Here is a 14,619-nt window from a genome sequence, read left to right as displayed (position 1 = left end):
AAAACACTCAATACTTATAATTCATGAGTCTCAAATCCGCTCAAAATTTAGGCTAATTTCTCAGGCAAATCTTAAAATACTTATCCGATCGAAGTTTAGCCAAACCATTAGAAATTGCTATCAGTTGGTAGCGGTAAGGTAATGAGTCATCAGAGAGTAGAGGGAAGGACGATGGAGAGATGGGTACATCTGAATTTTCGATGCGTTTGCCCTGTTTTCCAGCCCAAGCGCGATCGCTAGTTATCTTGCCCCTAATCTTCTAAGTGCAAGGAACTAACAGAAATCCAAAATTTAGGGGAGACTAATTAACTTTGGTTCTGTGAAATTAGATTTTACAGGGTAGTCAGGGGAATCATCAATTCCGATCTCGTCAATATTTATATTTATGAATTGAGGAAATCCATGAAATCCCCTCTTAGAATCGACTCTTTGTTTTTTGCAGGAATCGGAATTTTTACTTTAGCCTGGTTTGTTTGCCATACCGAAAGTTATTTTCTTCCTTATCCTTTAATTGATACAAAATTACCTCTAGGCTTTTTAGAAGAAAAATTCTCCAGTATCCAATTAGGAATGGGCAAAGATGAAATTTTAAAAATCTTCCCTGCTCCCGAACATAGCCTCGATCGTGAGAATTGGAGTTATGGTGTAGATGGTGCAGCTCTTGGGGGTAATTTTGCTTTGATTTCGTTTAAAATGTCTTTTGATAAAGAAGGCAAAGTAATAGGGAAAAAACGCTACATTAATCATGATTAACTAAATATATACCCCCTTTAAATAAATACACAGAGCGCTTTTCTCAACCATTCGATAGCTGGGGTTAATGTGTTACGGCACTATTTCAGCGAGGCGTTGCTGAAGTAGTTGAGGAAATTGGGCGTAGTATTTTTGATTGAGTGGGGAAGGATGAGGGAGTGGCAGTAGCATCACTGAACGTTGATGTATATTGCCTTCTGTGTCCTTCGCCTGAAGCGTAACTTGAATGCTGGCAGAGTAGCGATCGCTTCTTGTAAAAAACTGCTTCAATTCACCCTTAGCCGCATAAGGGGCAAACCAATTAAACGCTTCATTTCCCAAAGTGATAATTTTATCCCCTTGCCAATGCAATACCAATAATCGCTCTAAAAAGGGGCGAAATCGTTTTTTCACAGCCTCAGCGTATGCTTTGTTACCCGGTGGTTTGTAAGGCACGGTATTTGTCAGTAAAACGCGATCGAGGACAACTTGTAAATCGGTATCCTTATTGGGTTCGGTGGCTGCGATCGCACTGTACAAACCCCGACGCACAAAGCCACCAGCAGCACCGCAAAGCGGTTGACGTGCCCGTACTTCATCTTTTCCCAAATCGCGGGCAAAAAAGCATAGCTTGCTCTCTAGATTGCCTGCATAGAGAATTGGCTGCGTAGGCTCCAAACTCGCTGCCAGATACACAGGTTCATCAACGGGAAATGTTTCCCGTTGCGCTTCCTGCTGGATATCTGCAATTAACTGTTTAATGTCTGACATAACGTTTTATCTTACTTAAGATAGATGCAATAAATTATGTTTGTAAACACCAAATCTATTGAATGATACGATGTTGGCAATTTAAGAGACTATCCTATACAACGTCTAGATTAAAGGGCAAATTAAAAGCTACAGTGTTTTAACGACTAAGTTTTAACGACTAATTACGATTTGGAGTTTCCTATGGCGATAGAAACCACCCTAGATGAAGCTTCCATTAAGCAAAGCTTGGAGCAATTTCTGCTAGTGTTGTCTATTTCCTTGAGTGTGGCGACACTCTCGCGAATTTTCAGTTGGTTACGCCAAATTCCTTACACATTGCTGCTGGTAATTGTCGGGTTATTTTTAGCATTTGTAGATGTGCGGTTGGTGAATCTGTCGCCAGAATTAATTCTAGAGATTTTTTTGCCTCCCCTACTATTTGAAGCTGCTTGGAATATCCGTTGGCGAGACTTGAAAGATGATATATTTCCCGTCACTTTGTTTGCCATTGTCGGTGTCATTATCTCGGTTGTTGGTATTGCATTTCCTCTCAATTGGCTGACTGGACTTCCTCTTACAACTGCCCTCCTTGTCGGTGCTTGTTTATCTGCTACCGATCCCGTTTCCGTAGTAGCTTTGTTTCGGGAACTGGGTGCTGGCAAACGCTTAACAATGTTGATGGAGGGAGAGAGTTTATTTAATGATGGCGTGGCGGTGGTGGCGTTTACGTTGCTAGTGGGAATCCCGCTGGGAACCAATGAGTTTGCACTAGACACTACAGTTGCTAGTTTTTTAGTATTTGTTGGTGTTGGGATTGGAATTGGCAGCTTAGTTGGTTTTGGAATTTCCTACCTTACGCAACGTTTTGACTTGCCATTAGTAGAACAATCACTCACTCTTGTTTCTGCTTACGGCACTTATTTGATAACAGAAGAGTTGGGTGGTTCTGGGGTAATTGGGGTTGTCACGGTTGGTGTGATTTTGGGTAACTTTGGCTCTCGAATTGGCATGAACCCGCGCACCCGGTTATTGGTATCTGAATTTTGGGAGTTTTTAGCATTTTTTGTCAATTCCATCGTTTTTCTTTTAATTGGCGATCAAATCCACTACTCGCGTCTAGTAGAGAATTTTAGTCTGATTGCGGTGACAATTGGGGCGGTATTGGTAACGCGAGCAATTGCCATCTATGGACTCAGTGCTTTGAGCAATTGGCTAGTTAAATCTCAAATAGGGTGGCGAGATCAAACAATACTTTGGTGGGGTGGTTTAAGAGGCTCAGTTTCAATTGCCTTGGCGGTAAGTGTACCCATTATCTTACCAGGAAGAGAGGAAATTATTGATATGGTGTTCGGCGTTGTGTTGTTTACTCTGTTAGTTCAAGGTTTGACAACTCAGTGGTTTTTGGAAAGATTAGGATTGATTGGAGATCAGCCGCTACGCCAGCAATATTCAGAGGCAATTGCCCGTCGCGTTGCCTTAAATCGAGTGTTGAATTATTTATTGGAAGCTGGCAAAGAATTAGAAATCGATCAGGAGTTTTATCGTTACGAGTTAAATCTGGTTCAAGGACAACTCAAGAGTATTGAGGAGGAAATTGAGAAGTTGCAAAATCAATATCCTCAGTTGCGATCGCTTAATATGCAACAATTGCGAGAAAAACTCTTAGATATTGAAGCCGACACCTACGCTGAACTGATCCGTGCAGGACGTTTGAATAATCGACTCTCACCCGTCATGCAGGAAATTTTAACTGAATCAACAGAGGATGAAAGGAAATAAACTGGAGCGCGATCGCACCCTAAAAGAAAATCCTCTCTTTTCTAATTGCTCTGTGATTACGATCGCGGGGCGATTCGTTTTTTTAATATATATTGTGGCTGTTTCTTGATACTCCTCACACCCATTTACTTTTTTCCCGCTTTACTAATCGCTTTTCTTCTAGCAATCCTACTTGAGTTGTGAGATGCTAGGCGGAGAGTATCGCCGCAAAGCCGACAATTAAGAAAACTTAATTTGAAGTTCAAATTTTTAATAACTTCGCCGTCTCTTGCGGCGTAACCAAAGTATTCGCACACAAAATTCCCGAAGCAGCAACGGCGGGAACGCCAATTCCTGGCATCGTACTATCTCCCACACGATACAATCCAGAAATCGGCGTTTGTGTGCCAGGAAATGTCCCTTGACCCGCTGCAATTGCAGGGCCATAAGTTCCCTGATAGCGGCGTAAGTAATAAGCGTGAGTTAATGGTGTACCAATAAGTTCTAATACAACGCGATCGCGTATATCCGAAATCACTCTTTCTAACGCACCCAATAGAGATTGCGATCGCTCTTTTTTCCTCTCCTCATACCCTTCATCTCGTTGCCATCCCTCATAAGGTTCTAATGTGTAGGCGTGAACTACATGATGTCCCTCTGGTGCAAGATTAGCATCCCACACCGAAGGGATAGAAATCATGCAAGTATTCCCCGGTTCAGTAATATCTTTACTGGCATCGTGAACTACCACATGATGTCCCGTCAGATTTTCCAAACCCTCAGCGCGGATGCCTAAATGTAAGTGCATAAAGCTGTCAACCGCTGGCGTTTCTAAAGATTGTTGACGATAAGACAGCGGCAAATCTTCTGGGCGCAATAACTTAGTATAAGTATCCCAAAGGGTAGCATTAGAAATTACAACAGGCGCATTAATAACTTCACCATTCTTTAACTTAATGCCTGTCACTTTGCCCGATTGGATTAGTATTTGCTCAACATGAGAATTTAATTTTAATTCGCCACCCCAACGCTTTAAACCGCGCACTAAAGCATCAACAATTGCGCCACTTCCTCCAACGGGATACTCGACACCAGCGCGAGAACGTTCCCCCAGCATAAATGCCACCTCTGGGGCAATTGTACCGTGCGCCTTAAGTCCAGAAAGTAAAAAACACTCCAAGTCAATTAAGCGCCGCACCCAAGGATCTCGTACCTCTCGATCCATCACATCGCCAACAGAACCTTGGAGGATTCTTAGATGCGGTAGCAGTTTCAATACAGATGGTAAATATTGACCTAAAATCACTGGTATCATCTGCCAATCTGCTCTCAAAGCAATAGTAGGAATCCCCCGCAGCGATTCGTAAAGAGGTAGTAGACGTTTTTCAAATTGTTCTAATTCTCTGGCACCTTGAGGCGTAATTTCAGCAACAGCTTGCCGATACCGTTCAGCATTACTGTAAACGGGAAAAGTGCCTTCAGGAAAGTGATAGTGACCCATAGGATCGTAGCGAACAGCTTGCAACGATTCTCCCAGAACTTCTAACACTTGCTGTAATGGATTTAGACCGCTTTCAGGGGTGAGTCCGCAATAAAATGAGGGACCAGAGTCAAAATGAAATCCCTGCCGCGAGAAACTGTGTGCAGCACCACCAGCGATCGCGTGACTTTCGCACACTAGCACCCGTTTTCCGTAACGGGCAAGTAACGCCCCTGCGGTTAAACCGCCAATTCCGCTACCGATAACAATTACATCTAAACTCATGTTATGACAATCTCATTTAATTTATGAACACTATCTTTTTTAAACGAATCGCCTTAGCGTTAGCGAAGCCATGCGCGTTAGCGCTTTAGAAGCTGAGAACGCAGAGGAAGAGAAAAGAGATTATTCTTTAAATAGATTGGATTTATATTAGGGAGATTTATTGGATAATTATATTAATAGCTTGTGGAGCTAATCTTTATGGTACAGCACAACCCGGAAACCAGATTACCAACAAGTGCTGAACTTCCTTGTTCGGATGATACACCTGTGGATAACGAAGACCAAAATTTTATCCCGAATTTTCTATTATTCTTGCTGGAGTTCATTTGGGGTAATCGCCTTGACTGGTATTTTGGTGTAGATATGGGCATCTATCACACGACAGGCGTGAATCCAAGAGTACCCGTGGTGCCAGATGGATTTCTAAGTTTGGGAGTGGAACGGAGGAAAAACAATGGTTCTCGCTCCAGCTATGTTCTCTGGGAAGAAAATAATATTGCCCCCATTTTTGTCTTAGAAATTGTCTCTCACACTTATGGGGGAGAATACGATACAAAAATGGCAATTTATGCCAATTTAGGAGTGTTGTATTATGTAATTTATAATCCGAATTTCTGGCGGCGCGACCAGGAACAACCTTTTGAAATTTACCGTTTAGTAAATGGGCAATATCAGTTACAAATCGGAGAACCATTCTGGATGCCAGAAATCGGTTTAGGAATTGGGCGATTTGTGGCTCAAGTCGGAGGCATACAGCGCGAGGTATTGTACTGGTACGATGCCCAAGGTGTGAGGTATCAGACAGGGGAGGAATTAGCTGAAATTGAGCGGAATCAGCGGGAGTTAGCACAACAGCAAGCTGAGTTGGAACGACAACGCTCAAATGAACTGGCAGAGTTATTAGAGAGATATCGCGATCGCTTTGGTGACTTAACCCAAGGGTAAGGATACAAAATTGCTGTCGAGCGCAATCGCTAAATCCATAGTTACCAGATAAGAGATAATCAAACCGAAGTGGACTGAGATTAGATTGAAAAAGTGACTCTTGTAGAAGACCACTTTCAAGATTACTCTGACCGTAAAATAAGAATGAACCCGTATCGTGGTGATGGAACGAGAAATTTATATCAGAGAAGCTTTTCCAGAGGAAGATTCTCTAATTGCTCAACATTTTTATCAAATGTGGCTGGATAATCATGTTCCTTCTGACTCAATAGAATCAGACTGGCTCAACATTACGCTCCAGTTTATAGAAGGCGCTCGAAAAGAGGGATGCTACAAAGCTTTTGTGGCGGAGATTAATGGGAGAGCGATCGCTTCAGCAAGTTGTCAGCTGTTTGCTGGTCTTTACCCGCATATCCTCAAACCGGAATCTCGCAAATATGGATACATCTGGGGAGTTTACGTTGAACCGCCTCACCGCAGACAGGGACTTGCCAAGAAACTTACGCTTTGTGCGATCGACCATCTAAAATCGCTTAACTGCACAAGGGTTATCCTACACGCCTCCCCACCAGGTAAGCCAGTCTACTCTAGTCTTGGCTTTAGCGAAAGTAATGAGATGCGGTTGGATTTGCTGTAATTAAAGAGACGTATCCTTGCGAAGCGGCACACGATCTCTACCCTATCTCCTCTGAAAAAGGGTGTACAAAATTCCAGCGGTGTTTGCGAAAAATAACAACCCTGACCGACTTTCACCTCAGAACGTGGTTGGGATCTGGCAGAAGATGGGCACTGGCTCATTTCGATGACGGAGGCGGTCTATTTTAACTGTCTCAGCAATTGCAATGCCTTTTGAGAGTCAGCGGTTAATCCTTGCTCGGAGAAAAGTCGCGCAGATGCTTGTAAATCCTCAATTGCGCCTCTAGCATCGCCGGTTTCGTAGCGCAGCAGCCCCCGGTTGCCATAAGCTTTAGCAAAGTTGGGAGAAATAGCGATCGCCTCGGTATAGTCGGCAATGGCTGCTTGAGGATTGCCGATTTGCTGACGGGCGATCGCTCGATTGTAGTAAGCTGCTGCATTGTTGGGATCGCGCTGGATGGCTTGGTCATAATCCGCGATCGCTTCTTTGATATTTCCCAGCCGCCGCCGGACAATCCCGCGATTGTAATAAGCTTCTACTAGATTGGGGTTCAGACCCAGAGCCTTTGTAAAATCAGCGATCGCTTCCTGGGTTTCTCCCAGTTGAACGCGAGCATTCCCCCGATTCACGTAGGCGGTGGCATCCTTAGGCTGAAGCTGAATCGCTTTGCTGTAGTCCTCAACAGCTCCTCTAGGATTTCCTAGCGCACTGCGGGCGTTCCCCCGGTTGTAATAAGCGATCGCATTTTTCTGGTCGAGATTCAGCGCCTTGGTGTAATCCTCAATTGCTTCCCCATACTTTTTTTGGTCGGCATAAACTACACCCCGATTGAGGTAGGCATCGGCATTCTGGGGATTTCGCTTTAGCAACTCCGTGTAATCTGCGATCGCTCCCTGATTATCTCCTAGCTTCCGCCTTGCCAACCCTCGGCTGTAGTAGGCTTTAGTCAGGTTGGCATCCTGGCGAATTGCAGCGGTGAAATCATTGAAAGCGCCGCTATAGTTTTCTTGGTTATACTTCTCCATCCCCCGATTGAATAATTCCTCTGCACTCGACTGAGCCACTATAAGAGTGCTAGGGAAAGAGTGCTGAGGAAAGAGTAGGGGCTGAGTCTGTGCATAGATAGCTGTCGTCCCTCCACTAAGTAAGGCGGCAGTTCCTATAACGGTGATAGCTTTATATCCGTAGTGCATCGCTTCATTACTAGAAATTACGGAATTAAGTAACTCGGTGAAAATAAACATAACTCAATAAGCCCGTTTATCGTTGATTGTTCATGGTAATTTTCAATTTTCCATGAGCGATAAACAGTCCTATCCGTTAAGTTTATTTATCCCAATCTACTTAGACGCTCATCCAGTAAAAGCTCTCAAACGTTAGCTGAAAACCTTCCTAACTCTACTCAGTCCTCAGCCCTAACTCTACTCAGTCCTCAGTCCTCAGCCCTCAGTCCTCAGCCCTCAGTCCTAACTCTACTCAGTCCTCAGTCCTAACTCTACTTAGCCCTCACCACTCTGAAAGCTGTAGATTTTCTGGGTTTCTAACTGATGGCAAACTGACGAAGGCAGGGTACTTGCGGGGAAGTTCTGCCGGTCTAGCTGGATTTGTAAGCCTGTCAGGGGGTCTATTCCCGTCGAAACCATAAATTCTAGATATTGCAACTGAGGCCACGCGCTCAAAGCATCCAGAATTTGCGCGATCGCTCGCACATAAGGATGTCCTGTCTGCTGATACCAATCCGGTGACGCCAGATTGGGTTGGTCAAAACCTAAGTGAACGGTTAACGATGGCGTGCCGAACAGAGCGATCCCAACAGGTCGCGTTTCTTCCTGCAACAACAAATCGTGAGTTTTTGCCAAATGCCGTAGTTTCTCTAATCGTTCGTAGCGCTTTGTGACTGACTCCGGCTCATCCTGCCAGTGCAGCGCTACGGTGATTAAATACGTTTGCAACAGCATATGACCCAGCTTTTTCGCTTTGGTCGCTAGATAGATGGAATTATAATCATTCGCCTCAATCAACAGCGGCACCCGATCCACCACCTCTAAGCCATAACCTTTTAAACCTGCAATTTTGCGGGGATTATTCGTAATCAGGCGAATTTTTTTCACTCCCAAATCGTTGAGAATTTGCGCCCCCACCCCGTAATCCCGCAAGTCAGCAGGGAAACCTAAGCGCTCGTTTGCTTCGACGGTATCCAGCCCCATGTCTTGCAACGAGTATGCTTTCAATTTATTAACCAGCCCAATTCCCCGTCCTTCTTGGCGCAGGTAAACCACAACCCCCGACCCGGCATTCTGAATCATTTTCAGCGCCGCTTGCAACTGCATGCGGCAGTCGCAGCGCATAGAACCCAAAGCGTCACCCGTGAGGCATTCCGAGTGCATCCGCACCATCACTGAGTGGTCTGAGAACTCGGCTGGGTCTCCCTTGACAATTGCGACGTGTTCGGATTGATCCAGGCTGTTGCGGTAGGCGTAAATTTGAAAATTCCCAAACTGAGTCGGCAGTTCAGCAATCGTCTCCCGGCAGACAAACCGTTCGTGGTTGAGGCGGTAACTAATTAAGTCAGCAATGCTAATAATTTTCAGTTGGTGAGTCTTGGCGTACTCGATTAACTGTGGCAACCGCGCCATCGACCCATCAGGATTTTGAATTTCACAGATCACCCCAGCCGGGTACAATCCCGCCAATCTTGCCAAATCAACACCGGCTTCTGTATGACCGGCTCGTTTCAGGACGCCCCCTTCCCGCGCCCGCAAGGGGAAAATGTGACCGGGACGGCGCAAGTCATTTGGCTGGGTTGCTGGGTTAAGGGCGACTTGTATCGTCACCGCCCTATCCTCCGCTGAGATGCCGGTACGAACTCCCATATTCGGTGCGGCGTCGATGCTGACGGTGAAGGCCGTTTGGTTGCTGTCGGTGTTGTTACTCACCATCAAGGGCAGATCCAGTTCGTCCAAGCGATCGCCTGTCAGCGCCAGACAAATCAAACCCCTTGCATTCACCGCCATAAAATTAATCATGTCGGGCGTCGCGAACTGAGCCGCGCCAATTAAGTCGCCTTCATTTTCCCGGCTCTCATCATCTACTACCACGACCACCCGCCCCGCCTTCAGGTCTGCCAAGGCGGCGTCAATCGCGTCAAATTTAAACGGTTGGGTTGAAGAAGCGCGATTTTGCGCCTCTTTGCTTTGAGACAATTCCACAGATTAATTAGCGCAATAAACCATAGATCCAGTATCTCTTTTTGAGAGTAGCCTGTGGGCAGCCCCCAGCGGCGCGATCGCGCGAATTCGACAGCGATCGCTCAAATTGATACTTATCGTCTGTAGACTTATCGTTATCTAAAACAACCTTCTTTCTCAATTATGGCGGCTAATCCCGAACTCGAAAAATTTGGCAAACAACTCCGAAAATTAAGAAAGACACGCGAACTTTCCCAGGAAAAATTAGCAGAATTAACCGGGTTACACCGCACTTACATCGGTGGTATTGAGCGGGGCGAGAGAAATGTTTCCCTTGTTAATATCGTCCGTTTAGCAAAAGCTTTAAGCGTATCTCCCTCCGAGTTGTTAAAACAAATTGAATAAATGAATCTCACATTATTAGTTTTTTTAAAGTCATCTCTATGAAAGTAATTCGATTGAAATACAAAATATTACCGTTTTGAGATTAAAATATAAGCTTAAAAAATGATTATATAAATAACTAAATTGAGATTCATAGATAGTAGTTTAAAAAAACTGATTTTTTTTTATTCTCTGTTTTTCTTATCTTCTATATTCTATAGCGCGGACGCCCTCAGCTATGCTCGATCGCTAAGACGATTCGTTTAAAATATCTCGTAGAAATCCCCTCGGACTGCTATAGCGCTCCAAATTGAGTTGTGTGATGTCAGCCCTTCAGCTCCCCGAATTTGTAAGAGTTGTCGAGGATCTCGCCTTCACGAATCATTTATGACTGCTATAAGTAGGAATTAAGGGAAAGAAGGATTCCCTCGCACCTTGCCTAAAAGAGAGTTAGGGCGTTAGGTTCTTCTGCCACATTTGGTTCAAGTGAGAAGCGCAATATGTCATGATATTGATTTATAACGCTAATTAGACCACGCAGCACCGCCCAAAATATCAATTGGAGCGGTGCTTTTCTATAAGGATAAATTCCCAAAAGAGTCGGTCACTCCCCGAACAGTTGCTCTAGCCAACCTTGAATTCCCCGCAGCTAACCTTGTAACCCTAAATGATGACGCTGATATTTCTACCACCAAATCTTGGTTTTAATACTACAATGCAGCAAAAGTCGCTTTCAGCCATCAGCTTTTAGCAGGACTGAGGAATAAGCAATGACAAAGAAATTCTATTCAGCAACCATTAGGGACATGGCAATGCCGTATCCTGATCGCTCAGTACTGACTTTGGTTGACTGCGCTTTGCTGACCGCTGAGCGTTTAAAATTTAAACTTTTTAGGGAACAAGCATCATGGGTGATTTAGGGCGCGTGCCTGTTGGAATTGTTGGCGCGTCAGGCTATGGTGGTGTGCAACTTGTAAGACTCTTGATGGAGCATCCAGGAGTCGAACTGGTTTACCTAGGTGGTGAGAGTAGCGCTGGAAAGTCATTTTCCGACCTTTACCCCCATTTAGGTCATCGCGTTGACTTAAAGATAGAACCGCTTGATTTAGATACCATTGCCAATCGCTGTCAAGCCGTTTTTCTCTCTTTGCCCAATGGTCTTGCCTATCAGATGGCACCGACGCTAGTGGCGAAGGGTTGCAAGGTGCTGGATTTATCTGCCGATTACCGATTTTCCAACCCGGAAACCTATCAAGCTTGGTACGGTGGAGAACGTCAAGACCGAGAACTCGCAACTACGGCGGTTTACGGCTTACCGGAACTATACCGCGATCGCATTGCCGACGCCCAGTTAGTAGGTTGTGCGGGTTGCTATCCCACCGCCAGTTTGCTAGCACTCTCGCCGCTACTCAAGCAAGGGTTAGTCTTACCAGAAACGGCGATTATCGACGCCAAATCTGGCACCTCCGGCGGTGGACGGCAAGCGAAAACCAATTTGTTACTGGCTGAGGCAGATAATACGCTAGGAGCTTACGGTGTTGGCGGACGGCACCGACATACCCCCGAAATTGAGCAAGTTTGTAGCGATCTCGCCGGTCACGAAGTTACGGTGCAGTTTACCCCTCACTTGATTCCAATGGTGCGCGGGATTCTCGCAACCGTTTATGCCAACTTGCGCGATCCCGGGTTAGTGCGAGAAGACTTAATTACCATCTTTTCAGCTTTCTACCGTGCTTCGCCTTTTGTCAAAATATTACCAGGCGGCATCTACCCTCAAACGAAATGGGCTTGCGGGACTAATCTTTGCTATATCGGCATCGAAGTTGATCCCCGCACCGATCGGGTCATTGTTATGTCAGCGATTGATAATTTAATCAAAGGTCAAGCTGGTCAAGCTCTCCAATGTCTCAATTTGATGCTGGGTATGGAAGAAACCCTAGGTTTACCTCAACTCGGTTTTTACCCGTAGCGATCGCCTTTTAGATTTTTGGGTGTTGAGTTGGATGGCTCAGGGATCGTTTTTTCGGAGTCGTCGAATGAGCGGCTGGTGTTGGCAATCAGAGGGGCTTACTGAAGTTAGCTGCGACGAGAAAAAATTTGACGCGATCGCGCGACTCAGTCGCAGCCCAATAAAATATTGGATCGCTAGGTACATACCAAAAACCCGTTTTCTAGTCTAGAAAACGGGCATCCAAAATAATTGGCTGGCAAACAGCGATCGCTGGTCGTAGTACTTATTCACCCCTAATTCCTGGTGTAGGGGCATGGCACAAACACGCCCCTACAAAATGTGAATGAGTTTATGTGAAAAAATACTCCAAATGCTTTGATTACGGCATCAATTGAAATGAGCCGAAAAACTTTTGAACATCCTTGGTATTTGAACCAAGCGTACTGACTTGATACAGCCGCTTGTTCACCAGAAAAATCCGACATTGACCAATAGAACCGTCCGAATCTTTATACTTAATTTCCCTGCCGGGACTTCCATGCAGTGAAATTGGGCGCTGAGCGATTAACTTCGCGCCATCCGTTATATAACCCTCAGTCGCCGCATCCAAGAGTTCTTTAGCCTCTAGCCGATCGATCTCATTGGCAAAGTCAGCATAGGAGACTAAAAAGACACCATCCGACGTAGCGGCTGTAAACAAATGCTGCTCAACGTCACCTTCTTCAGCTTTTTCGGTATGTGTTTCTTCCTCTGGGGTTCCCGGCATTAGCACCACAAAGCCTCCTTCAGAGGAAGAAAACTCCTGCCAATCCTCTTGAGCGTCTGGCGTCGTTTCAGCAGCGCCGATGAGCTGACAGTTATTACAGGGTTGGATTTGAAGTAATGGTCTAACTGCTTCGGCGCGGACGGCTGCTGACACAGACAGGGGAGCAAATAGGGTGGCGATCGCTAGGATTTTTAGTTTCATATTGAGTTGTGCAAAAGTCGGTCAATCCTTTTATAGACAACAGACAAATTGACTGAATTCCTGAACGAGCCACCCGATTATCTGGCACAAACTGCCCGAATTAATCCGCTTTAGCGGGGACCTAGCCCAATCGTAGCGGCATAAACTGCGCGATCGCCCAATTCATCTTCAATTCGCAGCAGTCGGTTGTACTTTGCCACCCGTTCGCTGCGACAAAGCGAACCTGTTTTAATTTGTCCGGCTCTCGTGGCTACGGCTAAATCGGCAATCGTGGTGTCTTCAGTTTCGCCGGAGCGATGGCTGATGATTGACCGGAATCCGTTGCGAGTAGCCAGTTCAATCGTTTCTAGAGTTTCCGTAAGAGAACCAATTTGATTGAGTTTAATCAGGATCGAGTTCGCTGCGGCTTGCTCAATGCCTTTTTGCAAGCGGATGGGGTTAGTGACAAACAAATCGTCGCCGATGAGTTGAACGCGATCGCCCATTTTCTCGGTTAATAGTTTCCAGTTTTCCCAGTCTTCTTCGTGCAGTCCGTCCTCAATTGAGACAATCGGATATTGTCCTACCAACTTACCCAGATACTCAATAAAGTCAGCCGGGGAATGGGAGGAGCCATCGTAAACATACTGCCCTCCTTTATAGAACTCACTGGCAGCAACATCTAGCGCCAGCGCCACGTCTTGTCCGGGTTTATAGCCAGCCTTTTCAATCGCCGCCACTAATAGTTCCAAAGCCGCTTGATTGGACTCTAAATTAGGAGCAAAACCGCCTTCGTCGCCAACGCCAGTCAGCAAGTTTTTGTCCTTTAAAACTTTGCTGAGAGCCGCAAACACCTCGGCACCCCAACGCAGCGCTTCCTTAAACGAAGATGCCCCGACCGGCACAATCATAAACTCTTGGAAATCCACGTTATTATCCGCGTGGGCACCGCCATTGATGACGTTCATCAACGGCACCGGCAGCACATTCGATAAGGGACTCCCAAGATAGCGATAGAGCGGTAATTCCAGAGCCGCTGCACCCGCTTTGGCGGTTGCCAGGGAGACGGCGAGGATGGCATTTGCTCCCAAATTCGATTTATTCTCCGAGCCATCCAGCTCAATCATCGTGCGGTCAACCAAAACCTGATCGAGCGCATCCATCTCCAACAACTCCGGAGCAATTTTCTCCTCGACATTCTGGACGGCTTGGAGGACGCCTTTGCCACCGTAGCGGCTGGCATCCTCATCCCGCAGTTCGTGGGCTTCAAAAGTCCCTGTAGAAGCGCCGCTGGGAACTTGAGCCAATCCCATCACACCGTTGATCAGATAGACTTCGGCTTCCACTGTGGGACGCCCCCGCGAGTCGAGAATTTCACGAGCCACAATGGCGTCGATGGCAGTATCTGGCGTGTTAATCATTCCGTTTCACCCTTCAGTAGCAAAATTGCAAGTGTCTCACACATCAGCAAACCTTAGATAGGCTTTTTAGCCAGCTGGTTATAGCGGTTGTCATCCCTTGTCAAAAACACCTAGCGTGGCTGAATGTAATATGGTTTCT

12 protein-coding genes are annotated in these 14,619 nt (G+C 45.9%); 6 read left to right on the top strand and 6 right to left on the bottom strand.

All coding sequences use genetic code 11. From position 1 onward, the window contains the following. The first annotated feature begins 402 nt into the window (after positions 1-402). Entirely contained in the window at positions 403-753 is a 351-nt protein-coding gene (locus NC996_RS03065; RefSeq protein ID WP_199302818.1) for a hypothetical protein, read from the top strand. A gap of 72 nt (positions 754-825) precedes the next feature. Here NC996_RS03065 and NC996_RS03060 read toward each other — a convergent pair whose 3' ends face one another. Continuing rightward, entirely contained in the window at positions 826-1,503 is a 678-nt protein-coding gene (locus NC996_RS03060) for a uracil-DNA glycosylase family protein (protein WP_190681591.1), read from the bottom strand. Between the two features lie 183 nt (positions 1,504-1,686). Between NC996_RS03060 and NC996_RS03055 the strand changes: the two genes are divergently transcribed. Continuing rightward, positions 1,687-3,264 carry a Na+/H+ antiporter gene (locus tag NC996_RS03055; RefSeq protein ID WP_190681588.1) on the top strand — a complete coding sequence of 526 codons (1,578 nt, stop codon included), beginning with the start codon at positions 1,687-1,689 and terminating at the stop codon, positions 3,262-3,264. Positions 3,265-3,505: 241 nt separating this feature from the next. Here the strand turns inward: NC996_RS03055 and NC996_RS03050 are convergent, their stop codons facing one another. Further along, the gene (locus tag NC996_RS03050) at positions 3,506-5,008 is read right to left on the bottom strand and encodes an NAD(P)/FAD-dependent oxidoreductase (protein WP_190681585.1); all 1,503 of its coding nucleotides are present in this window, start codon (positions 5,006-5,008) and stop codon (positions 3,506-3,508) included. Positions 5,009-5,206: 198 nt separating this feature from the next. Here NC996_RS03050 and NC996_RS03045 point away from each other — a divergent pair, with 198 nt between their 5' ends. Together NC996_RS03045 and NC996_RS03040 are read left to right on the top strand one after the other, a co-directional pair. Beyond that, positions 5,207-5,953 carry a Uma2 family endonuclease gene (locus tag NC996_RS03045; RefSeq protein ID WP_190681582.1) on the top strand — a complete coding sequence of 249 codons (747 nt, stop codon included), beginning with the start codon at positions 5,207-5,209 and terminating at the stop codon, positions 5,951-5,953. Between the two features lie 163 nt (positions 5,954-6,116). Then, positions 6,117-6,590: a GNAT family N-acetyltransferase gene (locus NC996_RS03040; protein WP_190432217.1), complete on the top strand. Its 474-nt coding sequence runs from the start codon at positions 6,117-6,119 to the stop codon at positions 6,588-6,590. Positions 6,591-6,769: 179 nt separating this feature from the next. Here the strand turns inward: NC996_RS03040 and NC996_RS03035 are convergent, their stop codons facing one another. Next, on the bottom strand, positions 6,770-7,834 hold the full coding sequence (locus tag NC996_RS03035) for a tetratricopeptide repeat protein (protein WP_190681580.1): 1,065 nt from the start codon (positions 7,832-7,834) through the stop codon (positions 6,770-6,772). A gap of 255 nt (positions 7,835-8,089) precedes the next feature. Continuing rightward, on the bottom strand, positions 8,090-9,793 hold the full coding sequence (ribBA, locus tag NC996_RS03030) for a bifunctional 3,4-dihydroxy-2-butanone-4-phosphate synthase/GTP cyclohydrolase II (protein WP_190529925.1): 1,704 nt from the start codon (positions 9,791-9,793) through the stop codon (positions 8,090-8,092). A 168-nt stretch (positions 9,794-9,961) separates the two neighbouring features. Here ribBA and NC996_RS03025 point away from each other — a divergent pair, with 168 nt between their 5' ends. Together NC996_RS03025 and argC are read left to right on the top strand one after the other, a co-directional pair. Beyond that, positions 9,962-10,183 (top strand): helix-turn-helix transcriptional regulator, encoded by a 222-nt coding sequence (locus NC996_RS03025; RefSeq protein WP_190413297.1) that lies wholly within the window; start codon positions 9,962-9,964, stop codon positions 10,181-10,183. Positions 10,184-11,069: 886 nt separating this feature from the next. Next, positions 11,070-12,131: an N-acetyl-gamma-glutamyl-phosphate reductase gene (gene argC / locus NC996_RS03020; protein WP_190413299.1), complete on the top strand. Its 1,062-nt coding sequence runs from the start codon at positions 11,070-11,072 to the stop codon at positions 12,129-12,131. 361 nt (positions 12,132-12,492) lie between these two features. Here argC and NC996_RS03015 read toward each other — a convergent pair whose 3' ends face one another. Both NC996_RS03015 and eno read right to left on the bottom strand, forming a co-directional pair. Beyond that, the gene (locus NC996_RS03015) at positions 12,493-13,080 is read right to left on the bottom strand and encodes a hypothetical protein (protein WP_190681578.1); all 588 of its coding nucleotides are present in this window, start codon (positions 13,078-13,080) and stop codon (positions 12,493-12,495) included. 110 nt (positions 13,081-13,190) lie between these two features. Next, positions 13,191-14,480 carry a phosphopyruvate hydratase gene (eno, locus tag NC996_RS03010; RefSeq protein WP_190681574.1) on the bottom strand — a complete coding sequence of 430 codons (1,290 nt, stop codon included), beginning with the start codon at positions 14,478-14,480 and terminating at the stop codon, positions 13,191-13,193. Between the last annotated feature and the right edge of the window lie 139 nt (positions 14,481-14,619).

The organism is Trichocoleus sp. ST-U2, assembly GCF_039961875.1.
GTDB lineage: Bacteria > Cyanobacteriota > Cyanobacteriia > Cyanobacteriales > FACHB-T130 > FACHB-T130.
This window is presented reverse-complemented; position numbering and strand designations above follow the sequence as displayed.